Origin of the sequence: Micromonospora sp. R77 (assembly GCF_022747945.1) — a bacterium.
In the GTDB taxonomy this organism is placed as follows: Bacteria; Actinomycetota; Actinomycetes; order Mycobacteriales; family Micromonosporaceae; genus Micromonospora.
This window is the reverse complement of the sequence record NZ_JALDST010000001.1, coordinates 5,941,232-5,962,149: the sequence shown is the minus strand read 5'-3', so window position 1 is coordinate 5,962,149 and position 20,918 is coordinate 5,941,232. Positions and strand designations below refer to the sequence as shown.

Here is a 20,918-nt window from a genome sequence, read left to right as displayed (position 1 = left end):
GCTCATGGGACAGAGCCCAATAGATCCACGAACCCGTGGTGGACGGCAGGTCAGCGACGGTCCGCGCCGGTCAGTTGGAACTCGTACCGGTCCGCCTCGCGGGCAACAGCGCGGACGACGGTTTGGAAAGCATCGGCGGTGAGTCCGTCCTTCGGGGTCCATCCGTGGGCGACCATTCGGCCGTCCTCGTCGATGCGAAAGCCCACCAGCCTGGTGTGGCGGTTCCTCTCCCATGCTTCGCGGTAGAGGCGGTCCCACTGCCCGACGACATCAGCATCGGCGACGACGGCGGTGAGCAGGTATCCCTCGGCGCCGTCGTGTACGTAGACCGAATGTGATCGCCCGTTGGCGAATGAGACTTGCACCCGCCGCCCCTTTGTCCGCATGTCGTCGCTTTGGCAGAGCCGTCGCCAGTCATCGCGCATGCCGAACATCCCGCTCCAACTCCGTCCTGAACTCCTTGAGCAGTCGGTCGCGTTCGGGGAGGTGCTCCCGTTCGAGGGCATCTGCGAATGTGGTGACCCGCCGGATGAGGGCCGCGATCCGGGACGGGTCAGACATCCGGGTGGTAAGCAGGACGTCTTCCTCGACGGTGACGTCGTAGCTGCCGCCGCGGGCCTCGACGGTGCCGAGCCGCAGCGGAACTCCCGCGGACCACGTGGCCAGGTCATCCCACTGGCCCTCGGTGCTGACGCGCCCGATAGGGCTCACGCACCGAACGAGAAGGTGGGAGCCCTCCCGCTCGAGTTGCAGGCTGAACGGCTGTTGCCGCCCGCCGGCGAAGACCACCGTGCCGAGGAGTGTGCCGTCTCCGGATTGGTTCCGCTCCCAGTCGACTGAGAGGTCGGGCAGTGCTCCGCGTGCCACCGTGTTGAAGCGCTCGAGCTGCTGAGCGGCGAGTGTTCCGTCCACCGCCAGCGGCCGGTCCTGACCGTCGAGGTGTTCGGGGCGTACGGGAAAGGCGGTGGTCAGCGGTTCGACCGGCGGCGGTGGAATGTCATCGTCGACCAGTGTTTCCCGGCTGACGTCGAGGTGGCTGTCGCCGGTGGTCGGCAGGATCAGGCCTTGATGCATCAGCCGGAGGAAGTCGTTCATCCTGCGTAGTACGCGACGGACCTGTAGGCGTTCCACGGTGTCGGTGAGATGGGGGTAGTACACCTGCAGTAGGTCGTCGCCGTCCGCTGGGCGGTTCAGGGCTGTCAGCCGGCGTTCGGTTTCGGACCGTACCCGGTCGATCCGTCCGATCCGCTGCTCGATCGCCGACGGTGTCCAGGCCAGACCGTAGTGGTAGACGCGGGAGCAGAAGGTGTGCAGGTCCTCCCCCTCCTGCAGGAGGTCGGTGCAGATCAGCACGAGTGGGTAGCCGGGGAGACGGAACTGGTGTACGTGGCGCCTGTTGACCCGGCCGGACATCCCGGCGACGGGCTCCTGCGCGGTGAAGAGTCGACTGACAAGAGCGCGTGCTTCTCGCAGATCGACCCGCCTCGCATCGGGCAGGTTGGTGTCGAGGACCAGCTCGTAGTTCTCGGCCAGCGCGGCAAGCTCGTCCAACCCGGCCCATTGGCGGGTGTCGGGTGGGGCCGCTGCCTGGCTTTCGAGTTCATTCAGGTAGGCGGTGATGGCCACGTCCGGTCGGTCGATCGCGGCGGAAGGATCCAGCGTCGGCAGGTGATCGGTGACCACGGCGTACAGGTCGAGGAAGGCGTGCCCGAGGCGGGCAGCGGCGGAGAGGAGTTGCGCACGGAGATACCCCTCGCGAAACGACTCACCCTGGTCGGCCCCGGTAGGCTCCGGCCAGATCAGGTCACGCAGCCGTTTACGCCGGCGCAGCTCGGTGAAGAAGGTCCTGGTCTCCAGCAGATGCGGATCCGCTTCCGCCGAGACGGCGCTTCGCTTTTCCGGGCGGTACAACTGGCGCCAGATCGCCTCGGCGCGTTCCCGGTGTGGCCCCTCGTAGTCAGCGAGCAGTTCGAGCGCGGCGGCTTGGGCAGCGTCGAACCGTGCGCTGCGGGTCGCCTGCTTCGCCTCGGTCATGTAGTGGCGTGAGTGTTCGCGGACGAGCCGGTTGACCTTGTCCGGCTCTTGGCCGAGCGCGGCTGCCAGCAATTTCCTGACCTGTCCCGGGTCGGCGTCGAGGAGCGCCATGACGTGGTTGTCGTCGAAGAAGGTGCCGAGCGGTCCGCTCTGGTTGCGGAACCGCCCCTGGATGGTGGCTCCGCTGACGATGCCGCTGGGTCCGGCTCCTCGGAAAAACCATGCGAAGAACGTGTCCTGGCCGCCGGCGTCATCGTCCTCCCGAACCTGGTCCGCCACTATGGGGGCGGTCGAGTCTCGCAGCGCCCGCTGTCGGCGGAACTCGTCGACGGCGTTCTCGAACACCGGCCGATGCCGCTCGTCCAGCCGGTTGCGGAGTCGGTCGACGAGCCAGTCGCTGTACTCGTCGTCGAGCTTGCGTTTGAGTTCGCTGACGGACGCGACCCGACGGACGAAGACCAGGCCCTTACGGCCGTCGCGCCAGGACGTGGCGAGGGTACGGACGAGGGCGTCCATCTTCGGGTGCGGCAGCTCGCGGCCGAACCGTCGGAAGTGGTCGCGGGCCAGGTCGTTGAGCATCGGCACGTCGATGCCCTGCCGCTCGACCGCGTCGGTGGCCTGCCCGGCGTCGTCGAAGTTACCCTCGACGGCTTCGTCCGCAATGTCGTCGGAGTCTTCCCTCGTAGTCGGCTTTTTCGCGGCGCTGGTGTCGAGGAACGACTCGAACGAGGCCAGCATGCCGACCTGGAACCGGGTGCCGAACCGCTCGTCGTCGAGTAGTTCACTCACCTTCTTCTGCACCAGCGCGACGGTCAGCCGCTGCCGGTCGTCGGTGATCCGGATCGGCTCGTCGTGCTCGGTGACGCCCCCGCCGCGCCACTCCCGCCGGTAGAGGTTCTTGGTCAGCTGCTGCCCGGCCACCTCCAGCGACGTCACCCGGCGGATCAGGAACTTCCCTGCCACCTCCCGCCGCTGCTGCTCGCTGACGTCCGAGTCCTGTAGTGGCCGGAAGGGATCCGCCAGCCCGAAGACATCGAGCTGATTCCACAGCTGCCGGTAGTCGTCGTCCACCGGTGTCGCGGACAGCAGCAACACCTTGCCGGCCCGCGGGCCGTACGTGTCGCGCAGTCTCGGGTCGACGTCGGTGCGGTCGCGGCCCAGCACGGTGGCCAGCACCCGGTTCCGGGAGGACGACTGTGGGCCCCAGCCGTGCTTGAGGTTGTGCGCCTCGTCGACGATCACGAGGTCGAAGGGGGGCAGCGCGGCGTTGATCGCCTGCGCGAACCGGTCCTTGACGAGCTCCGGGTTGGCCCTCAGGTCGACCAGGTCGTCGGGAAGCCACGGCACCTGCGCGCGCAGCCGGTCCCGCAGGTTGCGGCGCTGCTGGGGGTCGCGGCGCATCGGCAGGCTGAAGCTGGGGAGCCGGACGAAGAAGTCGCGGTCCGGGCCGACCGCCGTCTCCTCCAACAGTTCGATCAGACTCCGGCAGTGCACGAGCGATCGTGCCGGCAGCCCACCGGGCATCCGCACCCGCAGGTCGTTGAGGCACACGTTGTTCTTGGTGAAGAGGCCCTGCTCCCGCTGCCACTTCTGCTGGATGTTCTCCCGCGGCGCGATGACGAGCACCCGCAGGTCCGGCGTGAAATGGCGCAGCAGGGCGACCACACCGAGCGCTACGTACGTCTTGCCCATGCCGACCTCGTCGGCAAGGTAGGCGACCTGATGGCGCTGCAGGATGTTGTGCAGGGCGACGGCCCCGTGGAGCTGATCCTTGGCCAGCTGCGGATTGTGGATCGTCCGGTTGAAGTTGAGCAGCTGCTTTGCGGTGCCGACCGTGATCATCATGCCGTCGCTACCGCCGTCTCGTCCAGGAATCGGGGCTCGTACCAGTCCAGAAACTCCGCCATCTCGGCGTCGTTACGCGCAATCAGTTGCTCCCGTAGGACGGCCTGCACGCTGAGCCCCTCTGCCAGGCGGGAGACCCCGACCGGATCCGACGCCCAGAATCCGGGGAAGTGGCGGCGTACGTGGTCGGCGAGCTGTCGCGCGCAGAGCACCATGAGGTACCGATCCAGCGGATCCCCCGCCGTCTCGTTCGCCATCTGCTCGACGAGGACGGGCAGCGAGTCGTACTTGGCGCCGAACATCCGGAACCGGGCCTCCTCGACCCGATCGTCGTCGAGGGCGTCGCGCACGGCGCGGCCCAGTGACGCGAACCCGTGAAATATCCCGGCGAACCGATCGAAAATGGTGTCCGGGGATGACTCCACCGGCAGTCCCTCTCCGGGCCCGCGCAGCGCCTCGCCGCGCGCGGCCAGGTAGGCGTTTCGCTGCTCCGCGGTGAGCATGGACCAGTAGCGCAGGATGTCGGCCGGGCTCAGGTCGAGCAGGATCGACGGGCGGTGTGCCATGCCGCTCTCGTGGACGAGGACGATCCCGCGCCGGTCATCGGCGACCACGGTCAGGAAACTGGTCTCGCGCAGCCGCTCGCGCAGAATCACCGCGTCGTCGGCGGTCAGCGCCGTCCAGACGGCTCGCTGCAGAGGACCGATCTCGAAGAGGTGCACACCCCGGTCGTACACCTGGAGGGCCGGGGTGTCGCCCGCACCGTCCCACAGGACCTCTGCCTGCCCGGACGCCCAGTCGTACCGCGCCAGCAGCGGCACATAGCCCTGGTCGACGCCGTCGTCCTCGCCGGCCGGTTGCGCGAACGGCGGCGGCTCCTCGATAGCCTCCAGCCAGAACTGCGGCGGGCGGTCCACGGGCACCTCCGACAGCAGCCCGCTCTCGACGTTGCCGCCGCCCGAGTGCGCCGGGCCGGTGAGGTTGAACGACCCGACGAGCGTGATCTCCCAGTCTTTGGTGAAGAAGCGGTACACCTTCGCGTGCACCGTCCGTTGCGCCGCCCCCGTCGCCTGTTTGCCGCCACGTGCGAGGACCGCTTTGGGCAGCCGCCCCCACTCGCCGCCTCGCTCCAGCACCCACTCGTAGAGCTTCGGGCGGCACCGGGCCAGGCCACTCTCCTCGGGCAGCAGCACCCGCCACCTGCGCGGCTGGAAACGGTCGATCAATGCCTCGAGCGGCAGTGACGCGTCCGCGTCGTCGAGGTACGGGGACAGCACCTCCAGATCGGCGTGACGCAGCCACTGGCCGGCGACAGCGTCGAGCTGGTCGACCAGCGACTGCGCACCGCGCCGCCCGTTGAACAGGAAGTGCGGGTGCAGCCGGCCCTTCGCCGTACGGTGTGCCATCGGTTGCACCGTACGAAGGCCACCCTGTACGTCGTCCAAGGCTGCCTGGGACTCGAAGTTCTTCGCCGTGGTCCGCAGGTACTGGAGGAACCGCTGCATCTCCGGTACGGTCCGCGACCGGCCGGACTCGGCGATCTCCTCCAGGTGCGCACACTCGACGTTCTCCCACCAGCCCGCCTGGGTCAGGTTCGCCGACCCGGTGAGCACCACCAGTGAGCGTTCCTGCGTCGAGGGGTTCCGCACCAGAATGAACGCGTTCTTCGGATGGAAGTAGCCGGTCCGGGGCCGGACCGGGATCCGACCCACGTCCAGGCACGCCGTTCCGTCACCGGTCACGAGCGCGCCGGGGTCGTAGTAGACGGCGACGCGGCCGGCGAGGGGACGCAGCGCCTCCTCGAGCTGGACACGCCGGATCTGCGGGTCCTGGTGCAGTTGGATGTCGAACAGCGCAGGCAGGATCTCCCGCTCGAAGAAGCCGGGATCGAAGCGGAACGTGCAGAACACGGCGGCCAACACCTCACGACCGTTGATCTGCGCGCGAAGTGCCTCGGTGAGTACCGCCCGGGGAATGCCCTCGCTCACGCCTCGCCCTTCCCGATCGCCGCCAGCACGGACACCAGTGACGGGATGAAGTACGGGTACCACCACAGCGCTGGAATGTCCTCACGGGTGGGCAGGCCGGCGGGCTCGTCGCGGAACCGCACCCGAAGCTGGTCCTGGTCGGTCACCTCCAGCCAGGCCAGCGCTGCACCGCGCTCCCGCATCACGGTGCCGTTGCGCTCGGCCAACATCCGGATGAGCTGTCGATAGTCGCCAACTGCGAGGGCCTCGGCGATGCGGGGCCAATCGTGGCCGGGCATCGCGGAGACCGCGAGCGGATCGACCGAGTCGACGCGCTCACCCCACGTCGATCGAAGGTCCGCCACCACCGTGTCGAGGTGGATGCCGTTGCGTCCGAGCAGGTAGCTGAAGAGCAGTGACGCCGGCGCGAGCACCGATTCGCAGGCGATGACCCGGCGCACCAGGTCGGCGATGTCTCCCCAACCGCGCGTCTCGGCATCGTCGGCGATCGCCATCAGGTACGGCCGCGAGGGCCGGACGGAGTCGGCGGGTCTGGCTTCGAGGAGAATCGCGAATCTGCGCTGCCGCCCCTCGGTCGGGTCGATCGGGCCACCGTCCACGAGGTGGTAACGGTAGAAGTCGACCTCCTGCGGCGACATCGCCGGGCTGAAGATGTTCGCCACCGACTCCCGCTTCTCGTTCGCGCCGAGGTCGAACACCACCCGGTCCCGCCGCAACTCTCGGACGAGGTGGCGAGCATCCCGGCCCCACCCGACTTCGAGTCGCGGGAGGTAGACGGCGTCAACGAACGCGGCTGCTTCCGGAGTGAGTCGCGCCGGGGTTCCCGGCGCGACGAGTCCCGACGCCCGCGCCGGTGCGGTGTAGTTACCCAGCAGCCCATCCGTTCGCTGGTTGCTGAGAATCTGGTACTCCGGCTGCGCCGACAGGTGCACCTTGCCGCCGTTACTGCCCGCCTTCGCCGCCCGCGCGGCGGTCCGCTGCAGGCCGAAGAAGCCACGCTGACCTCGTACAACGTGCCGTACGTATGCCGCCATCTGCTCCCAGATCAGGAAGGCGTTCGTGGGGCTGTCCCCCTCGTCGGCACTGGCGAGCTCGGCCAGCCGCAGTCCGACGAGCAAGGTGGTGAATCCCGCGAGGGAGTCCGTGACAGTGGTGAGGTTGCCGATGAGCGGCCGCCCCGTCGCTGACCAGACAGCCTGCGCGCCGAGGCCGTCCCGCGACCCCTTTACGCGGGCACGAGGATCCAAGTCGGTCAGGAAGAACGCCACGGCCGCAATCATCATCAACTGGAAATCGGCCCGCCAATCCTCCACTTCGACACATGTTTCGAGCGAACCGCTTGGAGTGCGGACTTGCTTGCCTCGGCTGCGTCGGCGAGTCGACCGGTCGGGGCTGACACGGTGGACGAAGGGGCATTCGCCCTGTCCCAGTAGGTTGGGCTGATGTTGACGGCGGGGATCGATCTTGCGGCGGAGGACGCCAACACCGCTGTGGCCTGGATTCGATGGACCGGGGCCACTGCCGTGCTGGAGGAGCTGATTATCGGAGCCGGCGATGAGCAGCTTCTGCGGGCGGCGTCGGAGGCCGACAAGGTGGGGATCGACTGTCCGTTGGGTTGGCCGGAGCCGTTCGTGGAATTCGTCATCGCCCACCACCGTGGCGATCTTGTCAGCCCTACCGATCTGGTCGGGCGCGACTGGCGCCGGAGCCTGGCCTGGCGCCGCACCGACCTGGTGACCCGTGAGGTGACGGGTCGCCCTCCACTCAGCGTGGCCGCGGATCGGATCGCACACACGGCGATGCGGTGTGCCGGTGTCCTGGCGCGGCTCGCCGCCGACGGGCAACCCGTGGACCGAAGCGGCGGCGGGACGGTTGTCGAGGTCTATCCGGCAGCGTCGCTGAAGCAGTGGGGCCTGCCGTACCAGGGATATAAGGGACGGAAGAACAACGGCGCCTTGAACGATCTGGTGGACCAACTGACGGCGACTACGCCATGGTTGCAGCTCGGCGCATTCGAGCCGGCATGCCGGGGCAGCGACCACGCAGTGGACGCTGTCGTCGCTGCCCTTACCGCACGTGCGGCTGCCATCGGGCACGCCACTCGCCCCAATCCCGCTGACCTGGCGGCTGCCGTCACCGAGGGCTGGATCGCCCTACCGGTCGCACCGCTGACCGGCCTCATCACCTCAAGCGTGAAGGGGTGACGGTAACGAGTCCGCCTTTCGAGTCGCGGCCAGGGCAGCCCCACCGTCCAACTCAGCCGTGAGCATTGCAGCAGGTCCGCCTCCCCGGGCCGTGAAATCACCCCGGATCTTGTAGAGGCTATCCGTCGGGCAGACGGAGGTCAGGAAGGGTGCCTCTCCAGAGGCCACAGGCGTATGAGGTAGCGCTCTATTGCGTCGAGGCTTTGCCACGCCGTTCTCGTTTCCTCCAGCGACGCGGTGATGGTTCGTTCGGCGACTTCCCTCGCCGCTTCTTGCGCCTCGGCACGTCCGACGTGACCCACGGAAAGGCCGTACGATCCGGGGCCCGCTCCGAGGTCGATGTGCGGCAGGTCGAGCATCATCGTCGGGTCGGCGTCAAGGGTCACGACACCGGTGGGCAGGACGAGCCGCATGCGTTCTTCCCATTGCCAGGGTCCGTCGTCGTCGGGGGTGCCGCCGAGAACGTCGACTCGTACGTGGGGCCGTGTGTATTGATGGGCGCAGCGGACCAGCAGTACGGGCCCCGCGGCGGCGACACGCCGGCCTGCGCGGCTGCCGGGGATGCGTGAGGCCTGGAAGGCGGCTCGCTGGTCGTCTGCGGTGTTCGCGGCGACGTCCCGGAGTAGGAACAGGCCGTTATCCGTGGGGAGCACTGTCTCCAGCATCGTGGGCATGGCGGGCTCCTCGGGGCCTCGGGTTCTCCCGCCTCGCTGGCGGGAGAACCCGAGGCTAGATCAGCGGTTGATCGCGACGAAGAAGGGGTCGTTGTTGAGGATGCGGTTCGGCTGGTAGAAGCCGATGTTCAGGTATTGCCGGCCGGAGTCCTGGTTGTCGACCTCGCCGATGATCCGTGAGGATCCGTTCCAGGTGCGCCAGCCTTCGGTGTTGCCGGATGAGGCGCTACTGCCGGTGTAGGCACCCTCCTTGGTCGATGCCATCGGGTACTCGTCGCAGTTGAGGTTGGGCGTGGCGGCACCAGAACCCCAGACGTCGTCGCAGACCTTTCCGGCGTAAGTCCGATTGTTGTTCTTGTCGGTGGTGCTGGTCGTACGGTGCAGGGGTCTCTGGTTGGCTCCCAGGGACGCCTTGTACTCACCCGGAGGGCTTTTCCCGATGAATGACGGGAAGGTGCGTTCGATGTGATGCAGGGCGTCGTCAATGTGCAGGATGGATTCCCTGACTCCGTCCTCGTTGTTGTCGGCGCGAGCGAGCGCGACCAGGTTGTAGGTCGGGGTGAAGTCGGAGAACACGGTGCCGTTGTACTTGCCGGCGACGGCACCTGCGGAATCGAAGCGCACCTGCCCGGTGGTCATGTTGTTCTCGACCCAGGGTTGGATGTTCGCGGACAGGGGTGTGATGGCCATGCTCATCGTGACGAGAGAGGTGGCCAGGAACTCCGATCCGACTCCGGTGTTGTTGGCCGAGGTCATCGTCACCTGCCAGGTGGGCGCGAGCCGCCAGGACCCCAATGGTTGGGTGAACTCGCCGAGCGCTGGGTTGCACGACACGAGGGAGCCGCAGCCCGACAACGAAACCCGAAACGGCGTGGTTTCCCGCTCCTCGCCCCCCAGAGGCAGCCAGTTGTCGAAGGTCAAGGTGAAGTCGACTTGCCGGGTGCCGTTTTGGGCGATGCCGACCAGGGTGTAGTCGAATTCCACACTCGCGATCATTGTGGGGCAGTTGAGGCAGCGGAGGACAACATTTCTGTGCCCGATCCAGCATCGGTTGAACCGGTCGGCCATCCAGCCTTGCTTGGTGGAGGCCTCCTGCGTGTGCTGGCTGCGGCACACCTGCTTGAGGTCATCGGCCGGGGTGGCGAGGGTGGAGATGTTGCTGGTTCGGGGCGGGTTGCTGTTGGTCTGGGGCGGCGCGTCTGGCGCGACCGGGGTGCCGCCGGTCGCCTCGGTGACGAGCCAGCCAATCTTGTGTCTGACCGGTGCCGCGGCGGCCGGCGCGGTGATGGACAGGGCGGTGGTCAGCGTCGCGACCAGGACAGCGATTCGACCTAATCCGATGTTCACTGGGACTCCTTCATGGAGCAGGTCTTGCCGAGGCAGGCATAAAGCAGCCGGCCCGTCTGGGCCTGGTAGGCCAGGGTGTAGCCGGAGTACGAGCGCTTGGGGTGAGCGCCGAGGCTTTGCACGTCACCACGGCCGGTAAGGGTCTGCTGCACCGATAGGTGACATCTGAGATGGCTTGCCCTGTGGGCGGGCTGGAAGGATGTCGCTGTGCCCAAGCCCTACCCCCGAGAGTTCCGCGATGACGTCGTGCGGGTGGCCCGTGACCGCGAGCCAGGCGTGACGGTCGAGCAGATCGCCAAGGACTTCGGGGTTCACCCGATGACGTTGTTCAAGTGGCTGCGCCAGGCCGACGTCGATGCCGGCACCGCGCCCGGGACGGCCGGCGGTGAGTCGGCCGAGCTGCGCGAGGCGCGCAAGCGGATCAGGTTGTTGGAGCAGGAGAACGAGGTCCTGCGCCGGGCCGCCGCCTACTTGTCGCAGGCGCATCTGCCGGGAAAAGGCTCTACCCGCTCGTGAGCGAGCTGGCCGCTGACGGGATCCCCGTGGCGGTGACGTGCCGGGTGTTGAAGATCGCTCGCCAGCCTTACTACCGGTGGCTGGCCCGACCCGTCACCAGCGCCGAGGAGGTGGCGGCGTATCGGGCCAACGCGTTGTTCGACGCCCACCGTGACGATCCGGAGTTCGGCTACCGGTTCCTCGTCGACGAGGCCCGCGACGCCGGGCAGCCGATGGCCGACCGCACCGCGTGGCGCATCTGCTCCGGTAACGGCTGGTGGAGCGCATTCGGCAAACGCAAGCGTCGCGGCAAGGGCGGCAAGCCAGGCCCACCCGTGCACGACGATCTCGTGCGCCGGGACTTCACCGCCGACGGCCCGAACCGGCTGTGGCTGGCTGACATCACCGAGCACCACACCGGCGAAGGCAAGCTCTACCTGTGCGCGATCAAGGACGTCTGGTCCCACCGCATCGTCGGCTACTCCATCGACTCGCGGATGAAGTCCCGCCTCGCCGTCGCCGCACTGGACAACGCCGCCGCTCGCCGCGGTGACCTGGCCGGTTGCGTGTTGCACACCGACCGCGGGTCGCAATTCCGGTCCAGGAAGATGCGGCGTGCTCTGGACCGTCACCGGATGGTGGGCTCCATGGGTCGCGTCGGCGCCGCTGGCGACAACGCCGCCATGGAATCGTTCTTCGGTCTGCTGCAGAACAACGTCCTGAACCGGCGATCATGGGCAACCCGCCAGCAACTACGGATCGCGATCGTGACCTGGATCGAACCGACCTACCACCGCCGCCGGCGCCAACGGTCACTGTCCCGGTTGACCCCCGTTGAATTCGAGACCATCATGCACCCACCGGCCAGTCAGGCCGCGTGACTACACCTGTCACCTGCCGGTGCAGCAGACCCGCCGGTGGTCTCGTCCAGGATCGCTGTACTCCAGAACAACGTCACCGAGGTGTTGATCAGCAGACGGAAGGCGAGATCCTGGCTGAGCTCAGTCGCGGGGTCAAAGGCCGCCATGATTCGCGAGGGTACATGGCCTCGACCACGCGTCATCACCAGCCTTCATGAGGTATAGCCCTGCGGGCTCATCTGCAGCTCCACAACGCATCGGCGGAGCGGTAAGCTCTCGCGTCGGAGCGTACCGGCGCAGTGACAGGAAGGAGCGGCAGCCATTCATGTCGTTCGTGCCTGCACCGTCGAAGAGCGGCCACTGGACCTTCACCGCCATCGCTACGGCACTTGCCACGCCGGCACTCGCGTGGGGGATCGGCTGGTCGTACGGGTCCGTGGACAAGTGTCTTCGGGATCACGGATTACAAGTCAGCGATCCGAAGCTAGACATACCCGACGCATGTTCGAAGATCAGCGGCCTCGTGGGTTTGTTGGTGCTGATCGCCATCGTCTACGTCGCTGCGACGGCGATCACCGGTCTGTGCGTGGGAGTGACGGAGGGGCGGCACCGGCGTGGTTTCGGCCGCCGGCGGTGGTTCGCTGTCGGCGTCGTCGGGGTCGCGGCCCCATGGGCGCTGGCCACCTACGCCGCGGGTTACGGCGTCGGTCGGCTGGTACCGCCGCCGGCCGTCGACACGGCGTGGACCGAGGGCCGCGACGCCGCCCGTCGTACGCTCGAATTTCTCTCCCTGGGTGGGCAGCCCGGCGCGGTGCCCGCCCCGGGGTTCCTCACCGAGGAGTCGGTGCACCTGGACGCCCGACTGCACTACGCGCGCCACTACGGCTCGGAGGTCACCTACACCCAGACGTCGGCGATGGCGTTCGGATCAGTGGCCTTCGTTACCGGCGCACTGGTCGCCAACGCCATCGGCAACAGCAGCGCCCGGTCCCGCGCCGAGCGCCTGGCCCGCCCGCAGTGGCGCGAGCACCAAGTCACCCGGGTCGTGCTCACGCCCACCCGAACCTGGTGCTACTCCTTCGGACGGTGGTTGTCGTTCGACCATGCCGCTGTCATGGGATATCACCTCGAGTCTCAAGGCGTGGTGCTTCTCTTCGCCGACACCGAGCCGCTGCGCCTGACCGGGCCGGCCGCCTGGCTCCACGCCGTTCTCTTTGCGTACTTCCGCTTCGGTGCCTCGGCGTTGCCCACGGCACCCTTCCTCCTGCCGATTCGTGCGACGCATACCGCACAGCAACCCGCAGCGGCTGCATCCCGTGAGTGAAGTCCCCTGACCCCAGCGACCAGGGTCCACGGCACGCCTTTATAGTTCGGCCGGTCCGGTGCCCTCAGTCCTGCAGCCCGCTGAGGCGGCGGGAATGATCAAGCTCTGCGCCGCCACCGTCAACGCGTTCAGCTGCGACTGGACTGCGCCGTCGTCTTGGAGTGATCACCCGAGAGACGGCCATCGCCGGTTGCGCATTCACGACGACTCCCCCGCCAGGATGCGCCGCGCTGCAGACGTCAGACTATGGGAACCGCGGATTGCACTGCCCTTAACAAGGCCAGAGACTTCACTGCCAGCATCGATGCAGAGACATACGAGGTACCGCCGACGGCAAGCCACACCTTGACCACAAGATTCCCGGCACGGGCATGGACCATGTACTCGGCATATTTGAACCCCGGCGTCGACTGCTTGGTGAACGCCTCAGCTTCCTCGCCCGCGCCACTGACCGGTCCGACCGGCGTCATACCCGTAACGTCACGCGTCGCCCGGTAGAGGCGACGTGCATCTTCTACCGTCTCAGGGGTGGACGCCTCCACCCGCAGGTTCGCCTGGTATCCGGCAGCGGTACGCATCTCGAACAGGCATGCGGCCCCCGGACGCCCCGACGGCGGTCTCGGATCTGTCCGGGTCACCGTCACACCGAGGTCAGCGAGGACTTCCACATCGGTACGCCGGCAAAGATCCAAGCCAACAGCGCGGTAGCTACGGCTGCCAGAGGGGCTGGTCATGTGCGGGACAGATGATGATGCTGCTGTCGCCGCACCGGTCCGGGCCGTTCGATGGTCACCCCTGTCGGTGTTACAACCGGACATCGCAAGGCTGAGTACGGTCACCGCAGTGAGAACGCGCACCGGGGCAGGCACGACGTGAACCATACCGGCCGTGACCGATCCGTACGTTCCGTGCTGGCAGCGCACAGGGATGCCCTCATTATGTTAGTTGGTTTGTCCAGTCGGCAGGTGCCTACCGATGTAGCCGACATAGATCCGTCCGCTCTGCGCAGTATCGTCGTAGTAGTGCATGCGCGGGCTGATCATCGCAAACTGAGCGATTTTGAAGTGCGCACCCATGAAGATCTGGCCCGCCGCAACGACGGAGACCGGCACGGGGAGCATCCGCTTTCGCCAGAACGCTGGGTTGGTCCGGACCTCTTCGCTCTCGTCACGGGCGTGTCGTCGCGTCGGCCACTCGTGGCAGCCATCCGGAGTGTTTTCCAGGAAGCCGTGCACGTCCCGATCCCAGCGCCCGTCCGCCTTTGCGGCCGCATAGTCCTGGAGCACCAACAACGCGTCCCAGGTCTTCGAAGCCCAGGCGCCCAGGGGGTCGTTGCTGTCGAGTTCCTCGGCGCAGTCAGGATCGCCCGTGAACACGACGTGCTGGAGCTTTGGCAGCCAGCGGAGCAACTCGCCGAAGCTGTCCGGCCGGGAGACATCCGCTTCCGATGGCTGCGCCGTCCAGGCCACCTCTGCTTGCCCCAAGGAGGCCAAGCGGCGGCGTAGCGTCCGTTCAGTCTCCGCCGACCGGGTCAGGCGGTCGACCGCGTCCCGGTTCTCGATCTGCTCATCATCCAGCTGCCATTTGACGTCGTGATACGCCTTCTGCATCTCATCGAGTTCGCCTTGGAGCTGCGCGAGTCGGGATGCGATGTCTTTCTGTGCCTCCTGCGATGACCGACCGACCTCGATCAGACGCACGATCTCATCGATGCGATCGACGGTCAGGTCATCGATCCCTACCTTGATCTTCAGGTAGTCCAGCAACATGCCTTGCTGCGCGCTGACGTCGTCTTGCCGGCGATCACTCCCCCGTGTCTCGACGGCCGCCGCCCGAGGCTGCGACGGAACGAGCGATGGCCGCTTCGAACCGACGTCGCCGAGCCGGTGCACCAACATGTCGTCGGCGATACGTTCCAGCATGCGGTGTACCCGCGCCACCGATGCGGGGAGTGGCTGTTCGAGAGCTTGAAGTTGGGCCTTGGAGGCGAGGACCCGCGCGAGGCGGGGCTGTTCGTTGTCGTCGGCAATCCGCTCGGCGCTTAGGACTCGGTGCCGCAGCCCGTCAACGTCGGAGTCCGGTTCAACTTGAGAGCGATAGGTCCGAAGCCGGCCGGGCAGTACGGCGTGGGCCTGGCCGAGCCGGTCGTTGAGCAACTGTGTTGCCTCCCCGTCCAGCACGTAGCACGAGGCCATACCGATGGTGAATCGGGTCAGGTTGGCGATCCGGTTCGTCCACGGGACTGACGGCAGCGAGTCGTCGTTGCCAGCGACGAAGACGGCACATCGTCGCTCGGTGTCGATGAGCGCTCGGTAGACCTCGTCGACCTCATCGCCGCGGATGACGATTGGCCGCGTGGTGAGGCGTGCTACACCGTCCCAAGCATCGATGATTTCGAGCATCGGGGCGAGAAAGCGGGGGGTGCCGGCGCGGCGGGGGCGGCTGCGTGGGTCCTCACTGTCGGGGTCGGGGGATTCGATGTCGACCCACGCCCACGCCGCACGCTCTCTCGCGTTGGGCGAATGGACGGTCAGCTGGGTGATCCACTGTCCGTCCGGCTTCGTCTCGACGATCCGTACACGCGTTGAGGCCGATCCATCCTGCCCCTCGTGCTGCAGTAGCAGGGCCCTGACGTTGTCGCCGATGGTCGCCCACCGGTTCTCACGGAGTGCAGACGGATCCCAGCCCTTGGGGTCCGCGATCCAACGGTCGAGTTGTTCCCGTACCAGTGGCTGCAGGTGGTTCCGTTCGCGGTGGGTCGTGAACACAGACCTGAAACCGAGCATTTGCGCCGTCCCGAGGGGTTAAAGGCGAGAGGGCTGCGCCGAACGCGTCGCCGCACTCACTCGATGCGGCCCCGCTGGCCTCCGCCTGCTACCCCAGCACCTTGTCTTGGTTCGGAAGCTGGAGTAGCAGCGGCGGTGTCGAGGTCGGCATCTGGACAAGGAGAGGTCAATCCGCTTGCTTGCTGGTCACCGAGATGAGCTGTTGATCATGGTGCGGATTCCAGGTCGTTGAGAAGCGCATGTACAGGTGCCCAGCACATCCGCACTGTGTCCAGGTCGGGCACGAGCCCGTAGTCGATCTGGTGACGGGGGTGGACGAAGTTGCGGTAGTCCCGGACCTTCTCCATGAAGTCCTTTGCGTCGGTCTGGACCCACTTCTTCCGATGCGCGTACTCAAGGAGCAGGTGAAGGCCCGCTCGTTCGGCCCGAACCCGTCGGCCGTTACGGTCGACCAGGCCGTTCCTTCGCACGGTCTCGTCGCGGTCAGTCACCACGACGTGCAGCAGGCCTTCGACGAAGCTACCGATGCCGATGATCGCCATCGCGTAGGCCCCGTTGTTCTGGCAGATCGACGCTTCGTCGGCGCGCGCCATGAGGATGTCGACCGCCTTGCTGTTGGGGGATAGTCTTCGCACCCGCTCGTGGAGGTCTGGTGGCGGCCCGTAGAGGGGAACGTCACTGCTCTGGCTGATCTGACCGAGCACGGGGCGCCCGCCGACGTAGGTGATTGTGAGCTGCTCGGGAGCCAGGATGCGGTTCAGTTCTTGTGCGATCGGTTCGGCGGCCTCGACGCCGCCGTCGTACTCCAGCGGATCACCGATGCGACAGAGCAGCCGGTCGAGGGCGGCGGCATCGTCGGCATGGGAATTGAGTACTTCTGTCAGCCAGGGGATCCGCGGAGAGCCGTCGTACTGCGGATCGCCAGGCCACCGGACCCGGTGCAGGAACCGCTCGATCTGCGTGCCGGTCCGCTCGTAGGGACCATCGACGTCGCAGATCAGGCGGGCGACGCGTTCCAGAGTGAGCGGGTCGAGGGCAATCATCGGGACACCTCCCGGTCGGCGCGCTGCTGCGCGATGTCGAGTGCTTCGGTCAGGCGCTGGAGGATGATTGAGCCGCGCTTGCGGAAGCCAAGTTCGCTCATGGCCTCCTGGAGGCGCTCATCCCGATCACGCTGAAGCTGGTCGCTAACAAGCCAGGCGCAGATCTGTACCAGCTGTTCCCGTGTGTATTCGGTGATCCGCAGACCGATCGGCACGTCGGGGCGGGGGCCACGGCGGGTCGCCGGCGGCGTCGATGGCTGGGCGGGCCGGCGTGCCGGCGGTACGGGGTGGCTCCTCGCGGCATGGTTGGCGCGGTCGACCGCCTGCTTCCAGCGGGCGATGAGTCGGGCTGTCTGGCCTGCCGGATCCACGTACCAGTCGGTCGACCAGATGCGATGGAACTCCCACCCGAGGCGCTCGAGGTGTTGCTGGCGCAGCCGGTCCCGGTCCCGGGCGCTGTGTGCCTGGTGGTACGAGTGACCGTCGGTCTCCACAGCGAGGACCATGCGGCCGGGCTGGTCTGGGTGGGCGAGGGCCAGGTCGATGCGGTAGCCGGAGACACCCCACTGCGGCACGGCGTTGATGCCCTGCTGCTGGAGAGCCTTCAGGACGCTGCGTTCGAGGCCGTTGAGCTCGACCCCGGTGTGCTGTCGCGCACCCAGGTCGCCGCCGAGGTCGACGAATTCCAGGTAGCGGCGGAGCAGTTCGGGTCCGCGGTTCCGTGTTGCCGCGGTCTGGTTCGGGTCCATGTCGTGGTGGGAGAAGGCGCTCACCACGGTCATCCGACTCCGCGCTCGAGTGACCGCGACGTTGAGGCGCCGCTCACCACCCTCCTGGTTGAGCGGTCCGAAGCGCAGCGGAAGTCGACCGTCTCTGGTCTTGGCGTAGCCGATACTCAGGATGATGGCGTCCCGCTCGTCGCCCTGGACGTTCTCCAGGCTCTTGATGAAGAACCGCTGGCTCGCGGCCCGGTCCTGAGAGAAGAAGTCGTCGAGGTGCTCATGCTCTCGGCGTCGGCTGCGCAAGGTCGCCTCGATCCGCAGGGCGTGCTTCTGCCCCATCGTGATGACCCCGAGGCTCTCGTTCGGTCGCTGCTCGGCATGCGCGAGAATCAGCTCGACCGCCCGGTTGACCTCCTCCGTTGATGAGCCGCCCTGCCCGGGGGCGACACGGCCATCCACCGTCTCCAAGCGCAGCGGGCTGTCGACCTGCACGCCAGGGAACGTGACGAGGGACCGGTTGTAGATCTCGACGTTCGAGAACGCGATCAGGCGCTCGTCTCGGCTGCGGTAATGCCAGGTCAAGCGGTACCGGTCCGAGATGAGGCCACCGAGGACGTCAAGAACGGACTCGTAGTCCTCGAGGCTCTCATCGCCGAGATCATCGTCTTCTCCAGCCGGGTTCTGCTGAACGAGGCGACGGAAGAACGGCGTGGGTGGGAGCTGCTTCGGGTCGCCGGCCACGACGAGCTGGGTGCCCCGCATGATCGAGGCGACAGCGTCGTGCGGCTCGATCTGGCTCGCCTCGTCAAAGATCACCACGTCGAACGACCGCTCGGGCGGCAGGATGCGGCTGACCACCAGTGGTGACATGGCCCAGCACGGGAACGCGGCGAGGAGCACCTCCGGTGCGCTGCTGAGCAGCTTCCGGAGAGAGAGGTGCCGGCTCTTCTTGGCCGCCTCCCGCCGGACGAGGCCGTTCTGGTCGGGATGAGCGTCTCGGGCCTTCCGCAGGTTCACTGCCACGTTGCGGCGCACGTGCCCGGCGGCCATCTCGATGTGCCGGCTGTCCGCAGCGCGGAAGTCCTGGACCACTGCGGCGTGCTGCTGCCCGACGAACTGACCGAGGTACGGGACCCGCATGCGCATCTCGTCGAGGACCACCTGCAACCAGGAGCGCAACAGGGTGTCGGCTGCCTCGTCGCTTGAGACCTGCCGGTGGGCCAGGTCATCGAGCATGTGGCTCAGCCCCAACGAGCGGAACAGCTGCTGCTGTTTGTTCAGGTCGGGCATCAGGAACAACGTCTCGCGGTCGGCGTTCAACTCGGCGAGCGTATTGGCCGCCGTGGTCGTGGTTACACGCTCAAGGCCGTCGATCCGGGCACATGCCGCCACCGCGGCGAGGTGGTTACGCACCTGTGTGAAGGACGACATGCACAGGTCGGCGTCCGCCAGAGCAGTGGGTGCGCTGTCCTGACGGCTGAGCTTCCGCCACCGCTCGCGCTGGTCCACTGCGGCGACCAGGCCCTGATACATCTCGGATCGGCTCTTGGGAGGGGCCGGACAGGTCCGTCGCAGCTCGCTGCGCAGTTGGAACCGGCGGAGGATCCCGAGCGGCTCCGACCGGCGCGGCCGGGATCGCCCTGGTGCTGTCGCGTAGACGAAGTCGTCCAGATCCGGGCCGAAGACCCGCTCGCCGTAGCTGGCGATGGTGCGGTCGACCTCGCTGAGCAGGTCGAACAGATCCTTCCACGCAGCGAGGTCGTCCGGCACGTCGAGCCCCGCGCGGTCGACCAAGTTCCGGATCTGGCGCTGTGCGCCCTGCAGGGCGCCAGCCGCGAGTTCGTCGAGATGCACCAGCACCTTGCCGACATCGTCTGCAGTGCGGATGGCCGCCTTCGCCCACGGCGACTCTCCGCGCCAGATCCTCAGCCCGCCACGATCCACGAAGGTCCGAAGGTCCTCCCGCGCGGACTCAAGCCTCGATCGGTCAAGGTTCCGCAGCTCGGAAGTGCGCAGGTTGTAGCCGCTGACATCGAGAGTCGGAAGCGCGAGGAGCTGCTCGATGACCTGAAAAGCGCTCACTCCCCAGGGCTGCCGAACCTCGTGCAGCTCAGCCGGGTGCCGTTTTGCCGCGGCCCGGCGGCTGTGCAGGCGGCGATGCAACTCGTCAGTGTCGACGGGTGGTTCGGCACCGGCTTGGGTGAGGACGTTGGCGATGCGCTGGGCGACCTGCCGCTTGCTGATCTTGCGGTCGTGCAGGTCGAACACCAGGTTGTCGAGCCCGACGTCGCCAAGGCGGTTCATCACCGCTTCGATGGCAGCCCGCTTCTCGGAGACGAACAGCACGCTGCGGCCCATCGCGGCCATGTACGCGATGACGTTCGCGATCGTCTGACTCTTACCCGTGCCCGGTGGACCCTCGATGACCACATGCCGGCCAGACAGCACCGCGTCGATCGCCGACTGCTGAGACGAATCCGCGTCGTGGACCAGGAACTCCTTGGCCGGATCTATCCGATCGGCACTGGAGCTGGACCCCTGAGCTTGCTCAGTGCGCAACTGTTGCCGAGCGTCGCGGTCGCCCGCCATCGCGCCGATCACTGGGTGCGATGCCAGCAGCTCGGCCGAGTTACGCAGATCCTTGACCATGGCGAGCTTGTCGAAGCTGAAGACGCCGGCAACAACTGCGGGCTCGAGCCGGAGAGACAGGCCGCTGGGAGCGGCTGCCTCGGCGATCAGCTCGTAAGCGGCACTGAGCTGCTGGTCCGGATCAGCGATCTCGGACAGCATCGCGCTCAGCTTCTCGCCGAGGACGCTGATGTCCGCCTCCACGCCGTACTGCCGTTCCAGCGCGTACAGGAGTACGGGATTGATCTCGGGTGGCTCCGATAGCTCCAGCGTGAAGTCATTCTCGGTTGCCGTCCTGCTGTCCAGCGCAAGCTGCTGCAGGATCAACGGCGCCCGCAGCGGTTGCATCGGCACGGAGCCGCGGGTGTACGGACCGACCATGCAGAGCAGACCGCGGGTCACCCAACCAGCCTGGATGCCCTGCTCCTCCTCCAGCTCGACCAGCTTCCGGCGGAGGCTGCGGGCAGTGTTGCAGGCGGTGGTGTGCCGGTCCTGGTCCGGGAACAGCGTCCGTAGGCGAACCTTCTGCCCCTGGAGCAGATCGGCGACAGCGCCTGGGGCCGCCTCGGCGAGATCGAGAGTGGTGGTCTGTCGCTCCTTGAAGTAGAGCAGCGTGTTGCGCGGGCCGAAGTCGATCAGTTGGTCTGCCCACCGGCCGGCGGCCTGTTGGACGAGGTGGAGCACATCCGGTTGGGTCAACAGCATCTCGTCTCCAAGTCGGTCGACGTACACCAGTGCTGATCCGCCGGGCCGTCGGCCCGAGGCAAAGCCCTCCAGGATAGGGCGCAAGACACGTTCATCTATGCATCAGATTTCCGACACCGACGTCATCGGAAGGACCCCACTCAGCAACCTTCACTTCCCTGCCTCGGTACCGTCGGGCCTTGTCAGCACATCGGGCAGGCCGAGATGTTGCAGTGCCGGGGTGCAGCTTGACGTGGCTGAAGGCCAACTCGAACAGGTGCTAT

General features: G+C 66.9%; 15 protein-coding genes. 3 read left to right on the top strand and 12 right to left on the bottom strand.

What is annotated here, in order from left to right:
• Window positions 1-50 precede the first annotated feature (50 nt).
• Genes MRQ36_RS27620 through MRQ36_RS27605 form a run of 4 tightly spaced genes read right to left on the bottom strand, consistent with a single transcriptional unit; the run spans window position 51 to window position 7,180 of the window.
• On the bottom strand, window positions 51-434 hold the full coding sequence (locus MRQ36_RS27620; RefSeq protein ID WP_242799678.1) for a YbjN domain-containing protein: 384 nt from the start codon (window positions 432-434) through the stop codon (window positions 51-53).
• Window positions 415-3,879, bottom strand: a complete 3,465-nt coding sequence (locus MRQ36_RS27615) for a helicase-related protein (RefSeq protein ID WP_242799677.1) — start codon at window positions 3,877-3,879, stop codon at window positions 415-417. Before MRQ36_RS27615 ends, MRQ36_RS27620 begins: the two co-directional genes overlap by 20 nt.
• Window positions 3,876-5,867 carry a hypothetical protein gene (locus tag MRQ36_RS27610; RefSeq protein WP_242799676.1) on the bottom strand — a complete coding sequence of 664 codons (1,992 nt, stop codon included), beginning with the start codon at window positions 5,865-5,867 and terminating at the stop codon, window positions 3,876-3,878. Before MRQ36_RS27610 ends, MRQ36_RS27615 begins: the two co-directional genes overlap by 4 nt.
• On the bottom strand, window positions 5,864-7,180 hold the full coding sequence (locus MRQ36_RS27605) for a hypothetical protein (RefSeq protein ID WP_242799675.1): 1,317 nt from the start codon (window positions 7,178-7,180) through the stop codon (window positions 5,864-5,866). The genes MRQ36_RS27610 and MRQ36_RS27605 overlap by 4 nt, the downstream gene beginning before the upstream one ends.
• Before the next feature lie 129 nt (window positions 7,181-7,309).
• On the opposite strand from MRQ36_RS27605, the gene MRQ36_RS27600 reads away from it, so the two are divergent.
• A complete protein-coding gene (locus MRQ36_RS27600; protein WP_242799674.1) occupies window positions 7,310-8,071 on the top strand; it encodes a DUF429 domain-containing protein in 762 nt (253 codons plus the stop codon).
• 140 nt (window positions 8,072-8,211) lie between these two features.
• Here MRQ36_RS27600 and MRQ36_RS27595 read toward each other — a convergent pair whose 3' ends face one another.
• From MRQ36_RS27595 to MRQ36_RS27585, 3 genes are read right to left on the bottom strand one after another with little or no spacing between them, the layout of a single operon-like run.
• Window positions 8,212-8,745: a hypothetical protein gene (locus MRQ36_RS27595; protein WP_242799673.1), complete on the bottom strand. Its 534-nt coding sequence runs from the start codon at window positions 8,743-8,745 to the stop codon at window positions 8,212-8,214.
• A gap of 60 nt (window positions 8,746-8,805) precedes the next feature.
• Window positions 8,806-10,092, bottom strand: coding sequence for a hypothetical protein (locus tag MRQ36_RS27590; RefSeq protein WP_242799672.1), 1,287 nt, complete (start codon window positions 10,090-10,092; stop codon window positions 8,806-8,808).
• The gene (locus tag MRQ36_RS27585; protein WP_242799671.1) at window positions 10,089-10,244 is read right to left on the bottom strand and encodes a hypothetical protein; all 156 of its coding nucleotides are present in this window, start codon (window positions 10,242-10,244) and stop codon (window positions 10,089-10,091) included. The genes MRQ36_RS27590 and MRQ36_RS27585 overlap by 4 nt, the downstream gene beginning before the upstream one ends.
• Window positions 10,245-10,299: 55 nt before the next feature.
• Here MRQ36_RS27585 and MRQ36_RS27580 point away from each other — a divergent pair.
• Window positions 10,300-11,468 (top strand): IS3 family transposase gene (locus MRQ36_RS27580; RefSeq protein WP_242799670.1). Its coding sequence is split into 2 segments (ribosomal slippage): window positions 10,300-10,584 and window positions 10,587-11,468, totalling 1,167 coding nucleotides; the frame shifts between segments, so codons are not numbered across the junction.
• On the opposite strand, the gene MRQ36_RS27575 is transcribed toward MRQ36_RS27580, so the two are convergent.
• Entirely contained in the window at window positions 11,456-11,614 is a 159-nt protein-coding gene (locus MRQ36_RS27575; protein WP_242799669.1) for a hypothetical protein, read from the bottom strand. The genes MRQ36_RS27580 and MRQ36_RS27575 overlap by 13 nt on opposite strands.
• A 158-nt stretch (window positions 11,615-11,772) precedes the next feature.
• Between MRQ36_RS27575 and MRQ36_RS27570 the strand changes: the two genes are divergently transcribed.
• Window positions 11,773-12,771, top strand: a complete 999-nt coding sequence (locus tag MRQ36_RS27570) for a hypothetical protein (protein ID WP_242799668.1) — start codon at window positions 11,773-11,775, stop codon at window positions 12,769-12,771.
• A 239-nt stretch (window positions 12,772-13,010) separates the two neighbouring features.
• Here the strand turns inward: MRQ36_RS27570 and MRQ36_RS27565 are convergent, their stop codons facing one another.
• From MRQ36_RS27565 to MRQ36_RS27550, 4 genes are all read right to left on the bottom strand, one after another.
• Window positions 13,011-13,349: a hypothetical protein gene (locus MRQ36_RS27565; RefSeq protein WP_242799667.1), complete on the bottom strand. Its 339-nt coding sequence runs from the start codon at window positions 13,347-13,349 to the stop codon at window positions 13,011-13,013.
• Window positions 13,350-13,712: 363 nt separating this feature from the next.
• Window positions 13,713-15,557 (bottom strand): hypothetical protein, encoded by a 1,845-nt coding sequence (locus tag MRQ36_RS27560; protein ID WP_242799666.1) that lies wholly within the window; start codon window positions 15,555-15,557, stop codon window positions 13,713-13,715.
• Window positions 15,558-15,763: 206 nt separating this feature from the next.
• On the bottom strand, window positions 15,764-16,600 hold the full coding sequence (locus MRQ36_RS27555; RefSeq protein WP_242799665.1) for a hypothetical protein: 837 nt from the start codon (window positions 16,598-16,600) through the stop codon (window positions 15,764-15,766).
• On the bottom strand, window positions 16,597-20,655 hold the full coding sequence (locus MRQ36_RS27550) for an AAA domain-containing protein (RefSeq protein ID WP_242799664.1): 4,059 nt from the start codon (window positions 20,653-20,655) through the stop codon (window positions 16,597-16,599). Before MRQ36_RS27550 ends, MRQ36_RS27555 begins: the two co-directional genes overlap by 4 nt.
• Between the last annotated feature and the right edge of the window lie 263 nt (window positions 20,656-20,918).